General features: G+C 71.3%; 18 protein-coding genes. 9 read left to right on the plus strand and 9 right to left on the minus strand.

What is annotated here, in order from left to right; genetic code table 11:
• Positions 1-24: 24 nt before the first annotated feature.
• The 3 genes from FGW37_RS31425 (at position 25) to FGW37_RS31435 (ending at position 3,757) form a co-directional block, all read left to right on the plus strand.
• Entirely contained in the window at positions 25-1,779 is a 1,755-nt protein-coding gene (locus tag FGW37_RS31425) for an acetyl/propionyl/methylcrotonyl-CoA carboxylase subunit alpha (protein WP_179084175.1), read from the plus strand.
• Positions 1,780-1,879: 100 nt separating this feature from the next.
• Positions 1,880-2,884, plus strand: a complete 1,005-nt coding sequence (locus tag FGW37_RS31430) for an alpha/beta hydrolase (RefSeq protein WP_179084176.1) — start codon at positions 1,880-1,882, stop codon at positions 2,882-2,884.
• Positions 2,885-2,992: 108 nt separating this feature from the next.
• Complete coding sequence (locus tag FGW37_RS31435; RefSeq protein WP_179084177.1) at positions 2,993-3,757, plus strand: DUF6796 family protein; 765 nt, start codon at positions 2,993-2,995, stop codon at positions 3,755-3,757.
• Positions 3,758-3,787: 30 nt separating this feature from the next.
• Here FGW37_RS31435 and FGW37_RS31440 read toward each other — a convergent pair whose 3' ends face one another.
• Entirely contained in the window at positions 3,788-4,228 is a 441-nt protein-coding gene (locus tag FGW37_RS31440; protein WP_179084178.1) for an SRPBCC domain-containing protein, read from the minus strand.
• 226 nt (positions 4,229-4,454) lie between these two features.
• Between FGW37_RS31440 and FGW37_RS31445 the strand changes: the two genes are divergently transcribed.
• The gene (locus FGW37_RS31445) at positions 4,455-5,549 is read left to right on the plus strand and encodes a carboxylate-amine ligase (RefSeq protein WP_179084179.1); all 1,095 of its coding nucleotides are present in this window, start codon (positions 4,455-4,457) and stop codon (positions 5,547-5,549) included.
• Between the two features lie 204 nt (positions 5,550-5,753).
• A complete protein-coding gene (locus FGW37_RS31450) occupies positions 5,754-6,299 on the plus strand; it encodes a hypothetical protein (protein ID WP_179084180.1) in 546 nt (181 codons plus the stop codon).
• A 3-nt stretch (positions 6,300-6,302) separates the two neighbouring features.
• On the opposite strand, the gene FGW37_RS31455 is transcribed toward FGW37_RS31450, so the two are convergent.
• A complete protein-coding gene (locus tag FGW37_RS31455; RefSeq protein ID WP_179084181.1) occupies positions 6,303-6,836 on the minus strand; it encodes a DM13 domain-containing protein in 534 nt (177 codons plus the stop codon).
• A gap of 198 nt (positions 6,837-7,034) precedes the next feature.
• Between FGW37_RS31455 and FGW37_RS31460 the strand changes: the two genes are divergently transcribed.
• Entirely contained in the window at positions 7,035-8,162 is a 1,128-nt protein-coding gene (locus FGW37_RS31460) for a baeRF3 domain-containing protein (protein WP_179084182.1), read from the plus strand.
• Here FGW37_RS31460 and FGW37_RS31465 read toward each other — a convergent pair.
• The 3 genes from FGW37_RS31465 to FGW37_RS31475 form a co-directional block, all read right to left on the minus strand.
• Entirely contained in the window at positions 8,156-8,845 is a 690-nt protein-coding gene (locus tag FGW37_RS31465) for an AAA family ATPase (protein ID WP_246430662.1), read from the minus strand. The genes FGW37_RS31460 and FGW37_RS31465 overlap by 7 nt on opposite strands.
• A 354-nt stretch (positions 8,846-9,199) precedes the next feature.
• Entirely contained in the window at positions 9,200-10,069 is an 870-nt protein-coding gene (locus tag FGW37_RS31470) for an isocitrate lyase/PEP mutase family protein (RefSeq protein ID WP_179084184.1), read from the minus strand.
• A 450-nt stretch (positions 10,070-10,519) separates the two neighbouring features.
• A complete protein-coding gene (locus tag FGW37_RS31475) occupies positions 10,520-10,768 on the minus strand; it encodes a DUF1876 domain-containing protein (RefSeq protein ID WP_058043407.1) in 249 nt (82 codons plus the stop codon).
• A gap of 858 nt (positions 10,769-11,626) precedes the next feature.
• Between FGW37_RS31475 and FGW37_RS31480 the strand changes: the two genes are divergently transcribed.
• A complete protein-coding gene (locus tag FGW37_RS31480; protein WP_179084185.1) occupies positions 11,627-13,114 on the plus strand; it encodes an amino acid permease in 1,488 nt (495 codons plus the stop codon).
• Between the two features lie 147 nt (positions 13,115-13,261).
• Here the strand turns inward: FGW37_RS31480 and FGW37_RS31485 are convergent, their stop codons facing one another.
• The gene (locus FGW37_RS31485; protein ID WP_246430884.1) at positions 13,262-14,599 is read right to left on the minus strand and encodes a Gfo/Idh/MocA family protein; all 1,338 of its coding nucleotides are present in this window, start codon (positions 14,597-14,599) and stop codon (positions 13,262-13,264) included.
• Positions 14,600-14,947: 348 nt separating this feature from the next.
• Here FGW37_RS31485 and FGW37_RS31490 point away from each other — a divergent pair, with 348 nt between their 5' ends.
• Positions 14,948-15,574, plus strand: coding sequence for a hypothetical protein (locus FGW37_RS31490; RefSeq protein ID WP_246430663.1), 627 nt, complete (start codon positions 14,948-14,950; stop codon positions 15,572-15,574).
• On the opposite strand, the gene FGW37_RS31495 is transcribed toward FGW37_RS31490, so the two are convergent.
• From FGW37_RS31495 to FGW37_RS31505, 3 genes are all read right to left on the minus strand, one after another.
• A complete protein-coding gene (locus FGW37_RS31495; RefSeq protein ID WP_179084187.1) occupies positions 15,523-15,870 on the minus strand; it encodes a hypothetical protein in 348 nt (115 codons plus the stop codon). The genes FGW37_RS31490 and FGW37_RS31495 overlap by 52 nt on opposite strands.
• 117 nt (positions 15,871-15,987) lie before the next feature.
• Positions 15,988-16,137 (minus strand): hypothetical protein, encoded by a 150-nt coding sequence (locus tag FGW37_RS31500; protein WP_179084188.1) that lies wholly within the window; start codon positions 16,135-16,137, stop codon positions 15,988-15,990.
• On the minus strand, positions 16,134-16,361 hold the full coding sequence (locus tag FGW37_RS31505) for a hypothetical protein (protein ID WP_179084189.1): 228 nt from the start codon (positions 16,359-16,361) through the stop codon (positions 16,134-16,136). Before FGW37_RS31505 ends, FGW37_RS31500 begins: the two co-directional genes overlap by 4 nt.
• A gap of 392 nt (positions 16,362-16,753) precedes the next feature.
• Here FGW37_RS31505 and FGW37_RS31510 point away from each other — a divergent pair, with 392 nt between their 5' ends.
• Positions 16,754-17,485 carry a class I SAM-dependent methyltransferase gene (locus FGW37_RS31510; RefSeq protein WP_179084190.1) on the plus strand — a complete coding sequence of 244 codons (732 nt, stop codon included), beginning with the start codon at positions 16,754-16,756 and terminating at the stop codon, positions 17,483-17,485.
• The last annotated feature ends 174 nt before the right edge of the window (positions 17,486-17,659 follow it).

Consider the following 17,659-nt stretch of genomic DNA (forward strand, 5'->3'; position numbering starts at 1 on the left):
CGTCTTTGAAAGAGGACATTCATCGTGCGCAAGGTGCTCATCGCCAACCGTGGCGAAATCGCTGTCCGCGTAGCTCGCGCGTGCCGGGATGCCGGGATTGCCAGTGTGGCGGTCTACGCGGATCCGGACCGGGATGCGCTGCATGTCCGCGCCGCTGATGAGGCGTATGCGCTGGGCGGTGACACCCCGGCGACGAGCTACCTTGATGTGGCCAAGGTGCTTGCCGCGGCGGCCGAGTCGGGGGCGGATGCCGTTCATCCCGGGTACGGCTTCCTTTCCGAGAACGCCGAGTTCGCGCAGGCGGTGCTGGATGCGGGTCTGACGTGGATCGGTCCGCCGCCGCAGGCGATCCGGGACCTGGGTGACAAGGTGGCGGCCCGTCATATCGCTCAGCGTGCGGGTGCGCCGCTGGTGGCCGGTACTCCGGACCCGGTCTCGGGTGCGGAGGAGGTCGTGGCGTTCGCCCGCGAGCACGGTCTGCCGATCGCGATCAAGGCGGCCTTCGGTGGTGGCGGGCGCGGTCTGAAGGTCGCCCGCACCCTGGAAGAGGTCCCCGAGCTCTACGACTCCGCCGTCCGCGAGGCGGTCGCCGCCTTCGGGCGCGGGGAGTGCTTCGTCGAGCGTTACCTCGACCGGCCCCGCCACGTCGAGACCCAGTGCCTGGCGGACAAGCACGGCAACGTCGTGGTCGTCTCCACGCGTGACTGCTCGCTGCAGCGCCGCCACCAAAAGCTCGTCGAGGAGGCCCCGGCGCCGTTCTTGTCGGCGGAGCAGAACGCCGAGCTCTACCGCGCCTCGAAGGCGATCTTGCGTGAGGCCGGCTACGAGGGCGCGGGCACGTGCGAGTTCCTCGTCGGCCAGGACGGCACGATCTCCTTCCTGGAGGTCAACACCCGCCTGCAGGTCGAGCACCCGGTCACCGAAGAGGTCACCGGCATCGACCTGGTCCGCGAGATGTTCCGCATCGCCGACGGCGAAGAGCTCGGCTACGACGACCCGCCGCTGCGCGGTCACTCCTTCGAGTTCCGGATCAATGGTGAGGATGCGGGCCGTAACTTCCTGCCCGCTCCGGGCACGGTCACCCGCTTCGACGCCCCGACGGGTCCGGGTGTGCGCCTGGATGCGGGGGTGGAGGCGGGCAGTGTCATCGGCCCGGCGTGGGACTCGCTGCTGGCGAAGCTGATCGTCACCGGTGCCACGCGTGAGCAGGCGCTGCAGCGGGCGGCGCGTGCGCTGAGCGAGTTCAAGGTCGAGGGCATGGCCACGGCCATTCCCTTCCACCGGGCCGTGGTGGCCGATCCCGCTTTCACCGCCGATCCCTTCCGGGTCCACACGCGGTGGATCGAGACGGAGTTCGTCAACACCATCGAGCCGTTCGCGGGTGCCGCGGCCGAGGAAGAGGGCGAGGAGGCCGGCCGCGAGACCGTCGTCGTCGAGGTCGGCGGCAAGCGCCTGGAAGTCTCCCTGCCCTCTTCCCTCGGTACGACCGTCGCCCGCACCACCTCGGCCGGAGGCACGAAGCCCAAGCGCCGCGCCGCCAAGAAGTCCGGCTTCGCGGTCTCCGGCGACGCCCTCGCTTCTCCGATGCAGGGCACCATCGTCAAGGTCGCGGTCGAAGACGGCCAGGAGGTCGCCGAGGGCGACCTCATCGTGGTCCTGGAGGCCATGAAGATGGAACAGCCCCTGAACGCGCACCGCGCGGGCACGGTCAAGGGCATCACCGCCGAGGTCGGTGCCTCCGTCTCCTCCGGCGCCGTCATCTGTGAAATCAAGGACTGAACTCCCGCAGCTCGTCCTGCCCCGCCCCGGACGCGGCGGCCCCTGCGGGCCGCCGCACCGGGCCCGGGCCGTCACACCGACCACCGGCTCTGGAGACCACATGAGCACCGAGACAGCCGAACCCGCCACCGTCGCCGCGGCCTTCCCCGATCCGACGGGCCCCGATCCGACCGGCCCCGATCCGATCAGCCCCGGCCCGGCCGGTCCGGCGGGATCGGGTGAGCAACAGGAGCTGTACCCCGTGGTCCCCGACGTCCGCGTCCGGGACGTCGTGCTGGATGCCGAGGGGGTCGCGCTGTCGGCCCTGATCGCCACTCCGCCGCCGTGGATTCCGCCGCGCGCCACCGTCTTCGCCGTCCACGGCGGCGGCATGCGCGCCGGCTACTTCGACGCCCGTGTCCACCCCGGGCAGTCGCTGCTCACGCTGGGGGCGAGCCTCGGCTTCACGGTCGTGGCGGTCGACCGCCCCGGTTACGGCCTGTCCGCCGAACGCTTCCCCACGGGCGCCACGCTGGCCGAGCAGTCGGGTCTGCTGCACGCCGCGCTCGCTCAGTACGCGCGCCGCCACGACACCGGCGCGGGCATCTTCCTCCTCGCGCACTCCTACGGCGGCAAACTCGCCCTTCACGCTCTGGCCGACGACCGCGGCGCGGCGTTCCTGGGAGCGGACATCTCCGGGATCAGTCACCGCTATGCCGTCGACATCCAGGATCCGCAGGCCTTCCACAGCCGCAGGACCTGGAGCCGGCACTGGGGACGCCTGGATCTCTACCCGCCGGGCGCCTTCCGTGCGGTCAAGCCTCTGGTGACGCCGATGCCGCTGCGCGAAGCGGCCGAAGCCCCGCGCTGGGGCGAGAAGTTCCCCGGGCTGGCTGCCCGGGTCCGTGTTCCCGTGCGCTTCACCTTCGCCGAACACGAGGGCTGGTGGCGTCATGACGAGGAGACCATCGCCTCGATGCGTTCGGCCTTCCCGGCAGGCGCGCAGGTTCTCTTCGACCGTCAGCCGGCCGCCGGACACAACATCAGCCTCGGCTGGGCCGCTCGTTCGTATCACCTGCGCGCCCTGGCCTTCTTCGAGGACTGCCTGCTGCCGCATACGGCCTGACCGGTGGTCAGCAGGGGCTGGTGCAGGGGCTGGTCCGCGCAAGGCCTGGGCCTCCGGAGGAGATCAAGATAGGTTAGCCTCACCTAAGTAAATCGGGGAGGTCGTGTCATGACGTCGAGCACCGTGGCCGAGTCACCGTCCGCCGCACCATCACCGCTTGCGGGCCGCAGAACGGGCGACGGATGGATACGCATCGCCGGGCTCTCGGGGGTGCTGGCCTCGATCGCCTGGCTCGCCGGGGACATCCTCCTGCTGGGCAAACCCATGGGGACCGCCGACCACTACCCCCTGCTGGCCTCGTACGACGGCACGGCCCGGGACTCGCTGGCGGCCATGTTGCCCGCCTCCACCACGCGGCTGGCCTGGGGAGCGCTGCTCGGCGTCCTCACCGGTCCGCTGTATCTGGTGGCGTGCCGGCACCTGCGGTTCGGCCTGAGCCCCGCCCCGCGCCGGTGGTCCCTGCCGCCGTACCTGCTGCTGACCGCGGGCTTCGCGCTGGCCCCGTTCGCCCACGGCTCCTTCTACTCCTGGGGGCAGGCCGCCAAGGCGGTCCACGAGTCCGGCGCCCGTTCCGAGGTCCTCACCGCACTGCCGGGCGACATCGCCACGGTGCTGTTCATCCCTTACGCGGTGCTCCTGGCGTGCTGGACAGCCGGGTCCGTATGGATGGCCGCCTGCATCCTGCGCGGGGGGACGGCCTTCCCCCGGTGGATGTGCGTGGCGAACCCCCTGATCTTCATCCCCGTCGGCATGCTCCTGACCAAGGCGCTGCCGGGGGCTGCGGGAACCGCGGTGCAAGGCGCGGCGCTCAGCGTCGGGAACCTCCTGCTCTTCACCCTGTCGACCGCCGTCCTGTGGAAGCGCCGGGGGTGACCGGAGCCAAGGCCGGGGGAGCGTCTCGTCTCAGGGGCTGTGCGCCGTCTCCGCCCGCTTCTTCAAGGCCTTGTTGAGGGATTCGAAGTCCGTGACGGTGGCGGTGATGCTCCGGCGCAGGAACGGCACCAGCAGGCCGGTGAACTTCTCGCTCTGCACGACGCGGGTGCCGCCCCCGTCCAGATCCGTGAGGACGAAGCGGTGTTCGCCGCTGAAGAGCCCGGGCAGCACGGTCCGGCCGAGCCAGCGCAGTTCCTCGGCGGAGGCGGCGGCCTTGACCGTCGGGCGGAAGGTCATCGGCCGCCTGCCGGCGGGGAACACCCTCAGCTTCAGCCGCCGACCGGGGGCGGGCGTTCCCGAGGCCTGCCGGATGAAGGGATTCCACTCCTCGTAGCGCGGCAGGTCCGTCAGGACCTGCCAGACCCGCTCGGGTGTGGCGGCGATGTCGATCACGGTGGCTATCTCCCGCACCGGTGTCTCCCTCTGCTCCGTGCCGCAGGTATCTCCCGCAAAGCTCAGTATTGGCCGGAACGGGGCCGTCGGCCTGCCCGGACCGGCCGGCCCGGGGCCGTCACGCATCTGGAGCAGCCGCTGTTACCGGCCGCGGCCACCGGGCACACCTGCAGCAGCCGGGCCCTTCCCGCACCGGGGATCCGGGTCCCGGCGCTGCAGTGCGGACGAGAGAGCGGATGGACGCATGATCACGATGGGGGTGGAGGAGGAGTACCTGCTGCTGGACCCTGTCACGGCCCTGCCGGTGCCGCTGGCGGGCGAAGTGCGCGCGGCGTCCGGCCTGCAGGCGATGACCGAGGCGCGGGAGATCCAGGCCGAGCTGCTGCAGGCCCAGCTGGAGGCCGCCACTCCGGTCTGTACGAACCTGGCGGAGATCGGTGGGCACCTGCTGCGGCTGCGCCGTGCGATCGGCGCGGCCGCGCAGAAGGCGGGGTGCCGGCCCGTGGCCTGCGGCACCGCACCGCTGGCCGGGGGTGCGCCGGTCCCGGTCACCGAGGGGGAGCGCTACCGGGCGATACAGGCGCAGGGGGCTCGCCTGGTGGACGAGCAGCTCGTCAACGGCATGCACGTGCACGTGGGGGTGCCGGACCGCACCCGGGCCGTGGGCGCGCTGAACCGGCTGCGGCCCTGGCTGCCGGTGCTGGTGGCCATGGGGGCGAACTCACCGTTGTGGCGGGGGAGGGACACCGGATTCGCCAGCTGGCGGACGGTGGTCTTCGGCCGCTGGCCGGTCAGCGGCCCGCCGCCGCAGTTCGAGGGCCCCGGCGACTACGACCGGCGCGTCGGTGCCCTGCTCAAAGCCGGGGCGATCATGGATACGGGGCAGCTCTACTGGCAGGCACGGGTCTCCGAGCGCTACCCCACCCTCGAAGTGCGGGCCCTGGACGTACAGCTCACCGTCGAGGACGCGGTCCTCTTCGCCGGGATCGTCCGCGCCCTGGTGGCCACTGCCCTGCGCGAGGAGCGGGAGGGCGTGCCGCTCGCACCCTGCCCGCCGGAGATACTGCACGCGGCCAACTGGCACGCCGCCCGGTACGGGTTGCACCGCGGCCTGATCGACGCCCACGGCCGGCGCCGGGGTCCCGGCGAGGCGGTCGGCGACCTCCTCGCGCACATCACTCCCGCCCTGGACGAGGCCGGGGACGCGCGCGAGGTCAACCGCCTGCTGCGGCTCTTCCTCAGCCGCGGCACCCCGGCCGACCGCCAGCGCAGCGCCCTCGCCTCCGGCGGGCTGCAAGCCCTGGTCGCTCTGGCGGCGACGGAGAGCCCGGAGGGCTAGGCCGCACCGTAGGCTCCGGCCCGGCGGGCACGACGCCCGCCGGCTGCCGCCGTGCGCCCGGTCGTCCCCGTGCCCCGGCGATCCTTGCGTGTGTTGACTTCTCCATCACCCTGTGTCAGAGATGACGTGTCCACATCAGCTTTTACGTCCTCGCCCCCCGGGACCGGCCGGCCGCTGCCGTGCCGGACGGAAGGAGCACGGTCGATGCGCATCCCGAACTCTCCCGCGAAGTCTTCCCGCAGGCGGACGGCGGCGGCTGCGGCCCTGGCCGCCGCGCTGGCCGGAGCGGGCACCGTGCTGGGCGCCCCGCCCGCCGCTGCCGCCGAAGCCGTCACCGTCGCGTACACCTGCACCGGGCCGGGCGCCCCCAGCGGCGTCCAGTCCCTCCTCGTCACCGTGACCGCCCCCGCCACCGTGCCCCGCGGCTCGGCCGCCGACCTGTCCGTCGAGGTCACCACCGCCCTGAACGTTCCCGTCGACGTCCCGGCCCGTGCCGCGACGGGGGAGATGGTGTTCCAGCTGGGCGGCGCGGGGACCGGGTCGGTGACGGCCACCGGGTTCACCAACACCGCGGCGATACCCGGCGGCTCTCCCGTCACGCTCACCGGCGGTGCCGTCTCGGCCCGCCTCGACGCCGCCGGAGCCACGACCTTCACACCGGGCACGGCCACCGTGCACGTCTTCGGCGTCACCGTCACGTGCGAGGTCTCCGGGACCGCCCCGGTGGCCGCCACCGTCGACGTCACCTGACGGTCAGGCGCGGGTGAGGGCGGTCGCCCCGAACGAGACGTCGAAGCGGTCGCACCAGATGCTGACGCTGGTGTAGCGGTTCAGGTCCACACCCGCGGGCACGGCGTAGTTCTGGTCGCCCTTGTTCCCCTTGAGCGAGCCCAGGCTGACGTGCGCGCCGTCGTCGAAGACGTGCCAGCCGTCGCGCCCGGGCTTCACCGGGGCGTCGCTGAGCAGGACCTTGAGGGCGGGGCCATTGCTCGTGTCGAGGTTCTCCAGGCGCAGGGTGCGCGTCCCGTCGGGCAGCTGGAGGATGCGCACCTTCCCGCTGGTGCTGTGCTCGTGGCTGATCAGCTCGCCGGTGGCCAGCGTCCGCACGCCGCCGGCGCCCTCCGGCCGCCCGGTGCCGGTGACCGCCGGGACCGACTCCCGCACGGTCTCGTCCACCCACAGCTTCCACGGCTGGAACCACACCAGCCCCGCAGCCACCGCGAGAGCCCCCGCGATCAGTACTCCGATGACGGCCGGCTTGCGCAGCACCCGTCGTACACGTCCCATCTCTGCCTCCGAAAAGCCGGCGTGTCCACTCACTCCCTATAACGGTTTCCAGCCGGTCCGGCGCTCCGGAAAACCCATGACGAAAGTCTTACGTCGCTCGTCGAAAGTGGTTCGTTTGGTGGCGCTGGGGTGGCTGAGATACGGCATTTCTGCTGATCTGTAATGGTCCCGGAGGCCGCAGGCGGTAGGAGAACACCCATGGACATCGGCGACCTGACCGACGAGATCCTCCGCGACCTGCGGGGAGAGCGTCCCTACCCGGCGGTGTCGCTGCTCGTGCCGACGACCCGGCGCGACCCCTTCAGCCCCGAGGATCCGGTCCGGCTGCGGAACACCGTCGCGGAGGCCAAGCGCCGGCTGGCCGACGATGCGGGGGTCTCCCGCGCCGCCCGGATGGACGTCGAGTCGCACCTGGACGCCGCAGTCGCCGAAGTGGACCTGACGCACGCCAGCGACGGGCTGCTCATCCTCGTGGCCCCCGGCGAGCACCACGTCTGGTACGTGCCGCGCGCGGTGCCCCAGCGCGTGGTGATCGCCAAGACGTTCCTCACCCGCAACCTCGTGGCAGCCGTCCGTGTGGAGGAGCCGTACTGGGCCCTCGCCCTCTCCAAGGGAGAGGCCCGGCTGTGGGACGGCGCCGGCGACGCCCTCACCGAGGCCACCGCGAACGGCTTCCCCGTGCAGCCCGCCCTGCCCGATCACGAGGACGCCATGCCGGGCCGGCACTTCGACATGCCCATCCGCGAGGAGGGCCACGTCGAGCGCGAGCGGCAGTACCTGCGTACGGTCGCCACCGCCCTCGCCCGCGTCCTCGAACAGCACCCCCGCCCGCTGTACGTGGTGGGCCTGCGCGAGCTCACCTCGCACTTCAGGGAGGCACTCCCCAACCGGGTGGTCACCGCCGAGGTCGAGAGCGGAGGTGCCCCCGGCAAGAGGGGCCACGACCTCCTGGAACTGCTCCGCCCGGCCTTCGCGGAACGCCGCGAAGCCCGCCGCAACGACGTGCTGCAGCGGCTGAGCGACGCCCGCGGCGCACGCCGCTACACCTCGGGTCTCGACGAGATCTGGCAGACCGTGCGCCAGGGCCGGGTGGCCCTCCTCGCGGTCGAGGACCACTACCAGGCGACCGTCCGCACGGACGGCAACGGCGGGCATCCCCAGCTGGTGGAGTCCCCTGCCGAGCCTCTCAGTGCGGACCCCTCCCTCCACGAGGACGCCGTGGACGAGATCGTGGAGAGCGCGCTCGACAGCGGCGCGGACGTCGAGTTCGTCCCGGACGACACGCTTGCCGGGGAGGACCGCCTCGCCGCGGTCCTGCGTTACTGAGCCGCGGAGCGGTCCGGCCGGAGCTCCCGGGAGACCCGGGACCCCCGGAACTCCAGCGCGGAGACGTGCTCGCGGGTGCCGGCGCCCAAGAGCACCAAGGACGCGGCCTCCGCGACTTCCGCCGGCACCGCTCCGTCGCCCCCGCCGCGTCCGGGCGCGCCGTCGAGGGCACGCAGCAGCTTGCGGAGACCTTGATCGTGCCGGGTGAACACGCGCTCGCGGACCCAGCGGCCCCGCGCCCGCTGCCCTTCCAGCGCCTGCGCCGTCCCCACGTCCAGCAGCACCAGGTGCAGCTCGTGGCCGCGGAGCCCGGCTTCACGGGCCAGCCAGCGCCGCATCCAGGGGCGGCTGCCGCAGTCGTGCACCAGAACCGGCCGCCCGCTGCGTACCGCTGCACGGATCCGGAAGAAGTGCTCCAGGCGGGCGCAGGGGCGGTAGAGCGCGTACGGCACCCGGTCGGGCATGCGCGCCTCCCACCTCTCGTGGGCGGTGCGCGGGTCGACGGCGGGAGCCGCGGGCGACCAGCGCCGCAGCAGGGTGCTCTTGCCGCTGCCGGGCAGCCCCGACACCACGACGACCGACCCCGCCGGGTACGACAGCACCGCCGGAGCCCGGCTGCCCGGGGCCCGCAGGTCGACCACGCCGTCGGGGCGCAGCCCGGCGACGGGCGCAGGCGGGGACACGGGCGCAGGCGGGGACACGGGGGCGGGAACGGCCCCCCGGCGTATCCCCGAAGGGTCCGCCGCTGCGCTGTCTGTGGTTCCGGTCCGGCTCACGGTCTGTCGTCCCCTGCCCATCGCCTGCTGTGTCCGCAGCCTCGAACGTACCGCCGACCGGGCGGTGCGCGGCCCCGCCAGGAGCAGGGGCAGTCCTTCAGACGCCGCCGCGCCCCCCGCCGGTTCACCGGAGGCCCCTACCGGTTCACCGGGTGGGCGACGGCGGGGCGGTGGCGGGCGGCGGGGCGGAGGCGGTCGCAGGGCGGAGCCCGGGGCCGGGCCGAGGGGAAGGGACCCGGCCCCGGGCCGGTCGGGGGCGGGTCAGCGGGCGGTCGCCGTGGTGATCAGGGACCGGTCGTGGTGGCGGCTGATGTTCTTCTCCAGCAGCGCCAGGCACTCGGCGACGCCGATGCTGGAAGCGGTGTGCTCGGGCAGCCGTCCTTCCTGTGTCCTGAGCTCCGTCAGCGCTTGGTCCATGGCGGACTGCGCCGCGAAGAGGCAGGGCGTGCTGTAGATCGCCACGTCGACGCCGAGCCCGGTCAGCTCCGGTAGCGACAGCCGGGGCGACTTGCCGCCGGCGATCTGGTTGAACAGCAGCGGCTTGTCGCCGATGACGTCCCGGACCTTGCGGATCCAGTCGACGCTGCGAACGCCGTCGACGAGCAGGACGTCCGCGTCGGTGGCGGCCAGGGCCTTGGCGCGGCGCAGGATCTCGTCCTCCTCCGTGGCGTCGGTACGGGCGACGACGACGAGGTCACGGCGGGAGTCGAGGACCATGTCGAGCTTGTCCAGGTACTCCTGCAGGGGAAGGATCTGCTTGCCGTCGACGTGACCGCAGCGCCGCGGACGCTGCTGGTCCTCGAGGATCACGCCCGAGGCGCCGACGGCCTCGAGCTGCTGGACGGCGTGGCAGGCGGTCTCGGGGTCGACGTAACCGTCGTCGATGTCGACGAGCAGGTGCTGGGCGGGGAAGGCGAGGCGCAGCCGCTGCACGAAGGCCACGATGTCGGGCCAGGCTATGAAGCCTATGTCGGGGAGCCCGTAGTGGGAGGCGGCGAATCCGAATCCGGAGACGAACATGCCGTCGTAGTGCTGGGCCGCCACGGAGGCGGAGAACATGTCGAAGATGCCGATGAGCGGGGTGGTGCCGTCCGAGGCGATGGCGTCGCGTAGCCGGGCAGGGTGGTTCACGGTACCCTCCGAGGACTGGGTTGGCGTGTGTCGGACCCCGTTGCGGCCGCTGTCTTTGACGGAAGCCCGCAGCGGCAACGGGAGCGTGCGCTGACCGGAGGTCCCTGGGGGCACGCCGTCGCATGGCGCGCCCCCAGGGCCTTTTTGCTGTTTTGCTGTGGATCCCTGTGCGTACGGCTGCTGTTGATGTGCCGTCAGGTGCCATCGGGAGATTAGGTCAAGAGATAGTCATGCGGCAATATATGCAAGGTAAAGGCGCGTGGCCGGCGATGCATTCACGCCGACCACACGCGCTCCCGGATGCCGCGCAGTCAGCCCCTGCCGGAGGCCGCTCCGCAGCTGAACCGACCCTTCCGGCCCCGGCATCGCCCGCTCGCATATGCCGGTGGATCGGCCGGATCTCACGGGTCGCCTCTCGTGCCCGGGGCTCTTCGCGGGGCGCCGCCGGGGCTACTGCTTGGTGAGGTTCCTGGCCTCGGCGCGGCCCTTGAGCTCGAGTTGTTCGGCGAGGTCGCGGAGCGCACGGGCGCCGGCGATCTCCTCGCCGATGCGGGGCTCGTTCGGGTCCTGCGGGTCACGGGTGGAGGAGGTGCGCGCGCGGAGCTCGGTGCCGTCGCGCAGCCGGAGGAGGGCGGCGGCCCGGGTGTGGGATTCGTCCTCGTCGAATTCGATTTCTACGTGCCAGCCGGCGACCTGCATGGGTGGACACCTCCGCCGTTCGAGCTTCTGTGGCGGCCAATGTAAGCCGCTGCCGTGCCGCCACCGCGGCCCGCGCGCCCGCGGGCTCCCAGGTCCACCCGTCCGGCTGTCCGGCCGTCCCCGTGTCGGCTCTCTTCCCATTCCTCCCGCTTCCGTCCGCGCCGGACCTCCGCCCCTGCTCCGTGTAGCCAGCACGTTTTGCCTGGGGCAAGTAATGCAAGATCACGGACGTGTGGCCTTGATCACACCGGTCAGGGGTATGGCACGAAACGGTCATGTACCGCCGTGCCATTCGGGCCGCGCTAATCCCTTTGTATGTCTGGAAAATGCCCGTCCTGCGCACTCTGACCAGCACAGACCGAGCGCTTACCGGCGGAAATATCAAATCCCTGTGAACTCTTGACGGCGCCCTTACACGCCTCACACCATTCACGGCATGGAGTCCACCGACAGCCGGCCGAGCACCGAGGCGCAGCAGCGCCCCGGCGCCATGCCGTGCCACGGGGCGCACGAGCCCCACGGCAGGCCGGCCCGTCGCACGACGACACCCGGCCGGCGGCGGCCCTTAAAGGGCTGACCTCCCCGCGCCACCTGCAGTGCCCAGGGCGATGACGGAAGCACCGTCCTCCCGGGGCCATGCACCCCCACGCCCGCGCCTACCGGCCTGCTCTCCCGGCAGACCCCTCCCGGGGCTGCCCACGGGCAGCCGCAGGCACCCCGGCCACAGGCCGGCGGGCATCGCTTCACCCCTCGGAGAAGACCGGCGTCGCCAGCCGGCCCTCCGGGTAACCGGGTCGCTCCCCCTCCGAGCACCACCGCGTCCCGGTCCTGCCCCCTCCAGCGAAGGCGAAGAACCACATGAGTGACCGCACCCTCACTGCGGCCGAACCCCAGCCCGCCGCCACGGCGGCGCCGACGGCCTCCACACACGTGGACGCCGGCGATGCCGGGTACAGCAAGGACCTCAAGTCCCGCCACGTCAACATGATCGCCATTGGTGGAGCGATCGGCACCGGACTCTTCCTCGGCGCCGGTGGCCGTCTCCACAGTGCCGGTCCGTCGCTCTTCATCGCCTACGCGGTGTGCGGCCTCTTCGCCTTCTTCGTCGTGCGTGCGCTCGGCGAGCTCGTGCTCTACCGCCCCTCCTCCGGAGCCTTCGTCTCCTACGCCCGTGAGTTCATGGGCGAGAAGGGCGCCTTCACCGCCGGCTGGCTCTACTTCCTGAACTGGGCCACCACCGGCATCGCGGATATCACCGCCGTGGCCACCTACACGCACTACTGGGGAATGTTCAGCGACATCCCGCAGTGGGTGCTCGCGCTGATCGCCCTCGCGGTCGTGCTCACCGTGAACCTGATCTCGGTGAAGTACTTCGGCGAGATGGAGTTCTGGTTCGCGATCATCAAGGTCGCCGCGATCACCCTCTTCATGGTCGTCGGCATCTTCCTGCTGGCCAGCCAGCACAGCGTCGGCGACTCGACCCCGGGCCTGGCGAACATCGCCGACCACGGCGGCATCTTCCCGACCGGCGTCATGCCGATGCTGCTCGTCATCCAGGGCGTCGTCTTCGCCTACGCCTCCGTCGAGCTGTGCGGTGTGGCCGCGGGTGAGACCAAGAACCCCGAGAAGATCATGCCGAAGGCGATCAACTCGATCATGTGGCGCGTCGGCCTGTTCTACGTCGGCTCGGTCGTGCTGCTCGCGCTGCTGCTCCCCTTCACCGAGTACATCGCCGGCGAGAGCCCGTTCGTCACCGTCCTGTCGAAGATCGGCGTGCCGTACGCGGCCGGCGTGATGAACCTCGTGGTCCTCACCGCAGCCCTCTCCAGCCTGAACTCGGGTCTGTACTCCACCGGCCGCATCCTGCGCTCGATGGCGATGTCGGGCTCGGCGCCGAAGTTCACCGGCCTGATGAACAAGGGCCAGGTGCCCTACGGCGGCATCCTGCTCACCGCGTTCTTCTGCGTCCTCGGTGTCGGCCTGAACTTCGTCGTCCCCGCCGACGCCTTCGAGATCGTGCTGAACTTCGCCGCGATCGGCATCATCGGCACCTGGGGCATGATCATGGTCTGCTCCCTGCTGTTCTACCGCCGCTCCAAGGACGGCCGGGTCACCCGCCCCGGCTACAAGCTCCCCTGGGCCCCGTACACCCAGATCGTCACCCTGGTCTTCCTGGCCGGTGTGCTCGGCCTGATGGCGTCCGAGCCCGGCGCCGGCCGCACCACGGTGCTCTGCCTGCCGATCATCGTGGCGATGCTGGTCGGCGGCTGGTTCCTCGTCCGCGGCCGGGTCGCCGAGACCGAGCGCGCGAACGAGCTCTCCCGTGCGGAGGCCGGTCAGTCCTGACCGGTTGAATCCGAGCCGGTCCGACCGGCTGAGAACACCGGCTGAGAAGACCGGCTTTGAGAACGACGAGAGGCGCCCGACCCGGGAGACCGGGGGCGGGCGCCTCTTCGCATTCCTGCCGTCCGCTGCCTGCCGTACGCCCGCCCGCTACGGCTTCGCCGAGTCCACCCCCGGCCGCCCGGCGCGCCACAGCCCCCGCGTGAAGTCCGGGATCTCCTGCGGCGCACCCTTCGCTTTGATGGAAGCGTGGCTCAGCGGAACCGGCGCGCTCCACGTCGCCGCGTCGTAGACGTCGAAATCGGGCACCAGCCCCTGCTGCATGCACTGTATGAGCCGGAAGATCATGATGTAGTCCATGCCGCCGTGCCCGCCCGGCGGGTTCGCGTGCTCCTTCCACAGCCAGTGGTCCCACTGCGCGTACGCCCCGAAGTCGCCCCACTCGTCCCCGGACATCTCCGGCTCCAGATAGATCCGCGCCGGGTAGTCCTCGAAGGCCCCCTTCGTGCCGCTCAGCGCGTTCACACGGCTGTAGGGGTGGGGGTTGCTGACCGCGTGCTCCAGGCGGATCACGCGCCCCCGGGCCGTCTGCACGAGGCTGACCGACATGTCGCTGCCGACGTACGTCTCCTTCCAGCTCGCATCGCCGGGCGGCATGTGCTGCGCACGGTAGGCGGCCAGGCCCGCGGTGGGGGAGCCGAACGTCGTGATCCGCACGGCCCGGTCCCCGCGGTTGACGTCCATGTAATTGGCGACCGGAGCGAAACCGTGCGTGGGGTAGACGTCCCCTCTCAGCCGGGTGTGCCACAGCCGCCGCCATGGCCCCTCGTAGTACGTCGGCGAGAACATCAGCTCCCGCAGGTCGTGTATGTAGGCCCCCGCCCCGTGCAGCAGCTCGCCGAACTTCCCCGCGTGCGCCATGCGCAGCACGCGCATCTCGTTCCTGCCGTAGCAGCAGTTCTCCAGCTGCATGCAGTGCCGCCGCGTCCGCTCGGACAGGTCCACCAGGCGCCACAGCTGATCGAGCTCCATGGCGGCCGGACACTCCACCCCGACGTGCTTGCCCGCGGTCAGGGCCGCCTCGGCCATCGGGAAGTGCCACTCCCACGGCGTGGCCACGTACACGAAGTCGACGTCGCCGCGCCCGCACAGCTGCCGGAAGTCGCCCTCGCCCTTGGTGTAGAGCGCAGGCGCCGGCTGGCCGGCCGACCTGACCTTGGCCGCGACCTTCTCCGCCTTCGCCCACACGGTGTCGCACAGCGCCACCACCCGTACCCCGGGCACCGCCAGGAACAGCTCCGTCATCGCACTGCCGCGGTTCCCCAGCCCGACGATCCCGACCCGCACCGTACTGCGCCGCTCGAAGGGCACTCCGATCATGGTCGCGCCATGGCGCCGCGGCGGCGCAGCGGCGGCGGGGGAGGCCGCCGCCAGGGCCGGCCCGAGGCCCAGGCCCACACCTGCGCTCGCCGCGCCCGCGGACTTCAGGACGAGGCGGCGGCTGACATCGGGGGTCTGCTCCCGGCCCTCGACGGAGGTGTGGGGACCGGGGCTCTCGGAGTGATCGAGTTGATCGACGTGATCCACGTGATCCACGTGATCCACGTGATCCACGTGATCAAGGTGCCTGGGGTTCTGCGGGGCTGACTCGTGCATCGGTCCTCCTGGACACAAGGGGCTGATGTGAGTTGCGGCGCGTACGTGAACCTCGCTGACTTCGGTTAGTGACCCTGACGGGTGTGATGCGTGCTACGCAAGAGGGCTCGCACGACGAGATGCCGCGGGATGGCCGGACGGCCGGACGGGCTCCGGGGACGCGATGCCTAGGGTGGTGGCATGGGTAATGTGTTCGGCGGGGCGGGGGACAGCCTCGCCATGTCCAACGGCGGGACGGCTGTCTTCGTCGACGTGCTGTGGCTGGCGGTATCGGAGCTGGCCAGCCGCCCCTGGGACTTCCGCTTCGCCTCGCTGCTGGCCCTGCAGGACCAGAACGTGATGGGGCGAGGCGTGGTCGGCTTCGACCTGGAGGACATCGACTGGGGGGACACCCCGTCCGAGCGGGCCGAGGCCAAGGACTTCGTGCTGCGGGTCACCGACCTCGCGCTGCAGCGGCACCGCTGGGACGAGCTGGGATACGAACCGCCCTACGCGCCCAAGTACCTGAAGCACTTCCGGGCCATGGTCGAGGCCTTCGCCCCGGCTCCGCTCCCCGCCGCCCGGGCCGGAGACGACGTGTTCCCCGGCCCGGACATGGCCGTGACGACCTCCTGCGTGCCCCACCGGGTCCTGAACGCCCTGCCGCACTGGGACGGCTGCGTCTTCTGCACCACGGGACGCGAGTTTCCGCCCTCACCCCCGGCGGCTGCGGAGGGGGCGGGGGCGGTGGGTGAGGCCGGGCATGCGGGCCCTGTTCATTCTTCGGAGTCCGAGGACGCGTCGTCCTCGAAGAACTGGGTCTCGTAGTAGTCCATCAGCTGCTCGGCGGTGTGCCCGTTCGTGCGGGCGAAGTCCTGGGCGATGGCGGCCGCCCAGTTCCCCAGGGACAACGCGAGCGCCACCACCCCGTCCGTGCCGTGCTCGGCCTCGATGCTCTTGATGGTGGCCAGGTTCACCCACGGCACCACCCCGGGCTCCGACTCCGGCACCGTCCGGCGCAGCAGCTGGATCACGGTGCGCGTCATCTGCGGTTGCAACGGGCGCAGCCGCTCGCGCTCCTCCTGGATCCTGGCGACGATGCGGGCGCGCTCTTCCCTGTTCACGGTGTTCCCCATTCCCCCCGTCCGGTAGTGGCGAGGGCCCACCGTAGGGCCGGTGCCGGGGGTGGGGTGGCGGGATTCGAGGAATGAACACCATCTGTACCCCCCGGTACCCGCGGATCAGCGGGCGGGCGGACCGGGCCGGGCGGGCGGGGCGTACGGGACCAGCGGGGACGAGGGGGCGTCGGCGGGCGTCACGGTCCGCCGCACCGCGTGCCGCGGCGCCGGGGGCTCCGGCACCGCGGGTTGCGGCGATGCGTGGCTGGTCACCGGAGGGCGATACGGCTGGAAGCCTCCCTGGGGAGCTTTTCGTTGACGAAGGAGACGGTGTCGCCGAGGGGGCTGTCCTCGACATTGGCGAGATGGGTGACGTTGGAGAGACGGTGCATCAACGGCCGGGGGCTGACCCCGCCGCCACCGGCCGCCTCCGCGGTGCCGGACGCGGAGACGGCGCCGCACACCAGGAGGGTCGATCCCACAGCAATACGCGTCACGATGCGGTTCTTCATGCCCTGCCAAACGACGCATGGGAACAATCGACACGCAATGCTGCATCAAGGCTTCTAAGACACATCAGACACATGAAACGCATTATGGGTAAAGGGTGGTTGATGCGCCCCGGCCGCAGGCCACGATCCGGCTCGTGAAGCCCTCGGGCGACGGTCCGGCAAGATCGTCGGGAAACCCGGTCCGGCGCGACCGGAATCGACCCCCGGGCGGCCTTCACCAGGGGCGCGCACGGCCGTTCGCCCCCTCCGCGGGCGCCACCCTCCCCTGCCGCCCCCGGCCCCGTCACGCGGCCGGGTACGGCTTCCTGGAATGGCCTCTGACCTGGGCTTTTATGTCATTCCCGCCTACGATCGAGGCAACGGGAAAGGGGGTCCGAATGGACCGGAACATCCGTACGGTGGACGATGTCCTGAGGCTGCTGGACGGCCTGTTCGCACCGGAGGCCGACCGCTGGACGGCCGCCGCGGCGCCCTGGTGGGACGGCTTCTACGAGGACCGCTCCAGGCCGGTGCCGTTCTTCGTGGACAAGCCCGACGAGAACCTCGTCTCGTACCTCGACCGCGGCCTGATCGCTCCGGGCCGCGCTCTCGATCTGGGCTGCGGCCCGGGCCGTAACGCGATCCACCTCGCCTCGCGGGGCTTCGAGGTCGACGCCGTCGACCTCTCCCCGGCGGCCATCGCCTGGGCGGAGGACCGCTCCCGGGAGGCCGGGGCCGGGGTCCGGTTTCGGTGTGGTGACGCCTTCGCCCTCGTCGGCGAGGAACTCGACGGCCAGTACGACCTGATCTACGACTCCGGCTGCTTCCACCACCTGCCGCCGCACCGCCGGATCAGCTACCTCGCCCTCCTCGACCGCGCCCTCGCGCCCGGCGGCCGGTTCGCCCTCACCTGCTTCGCGGCCGGCGAGATGGGCTCCGAGATCCCCGATGCGGACCTCTACCGCCAAGCCCGCCTCCACGGCGGCCTCGCGTACTCGCCGGAGTCGCTGCGCCGGATCTTCTGCGACCTCGAGGAGATCGACCTGCGCCGCATGCGCGACGAGCCCTCCGAGTCGCCCTCCTTCGGCGAGCCCTTCCTCTGGGCGGCGCTCTTCCGGCGTGCGGCGTGACAGCATGACGCGGTGCGCCGGGCAGTGAACATCTGCCGTCGTAGCTGCAGAAATAGCCCGGCGCGGCCCGGATTTTTTCACCCGATGGTGGTGCGGAAAAAAATTTCTGCCCACCTGAGGGCGGTTCCGTGCTACTGTCTTTTCAGTTGCAGTTGTGGTTCCCAAAGACTTGCA

Source organism: Streptomyces rectiverticillatus, assembly GCF_013394065.1.
Lineage (GTDB): Bacteria > Actinomycetota > Actinomycetes > Streptomycetales > Streptomycetaceae > Streptomyces > Streptomyces rectiverticillatus.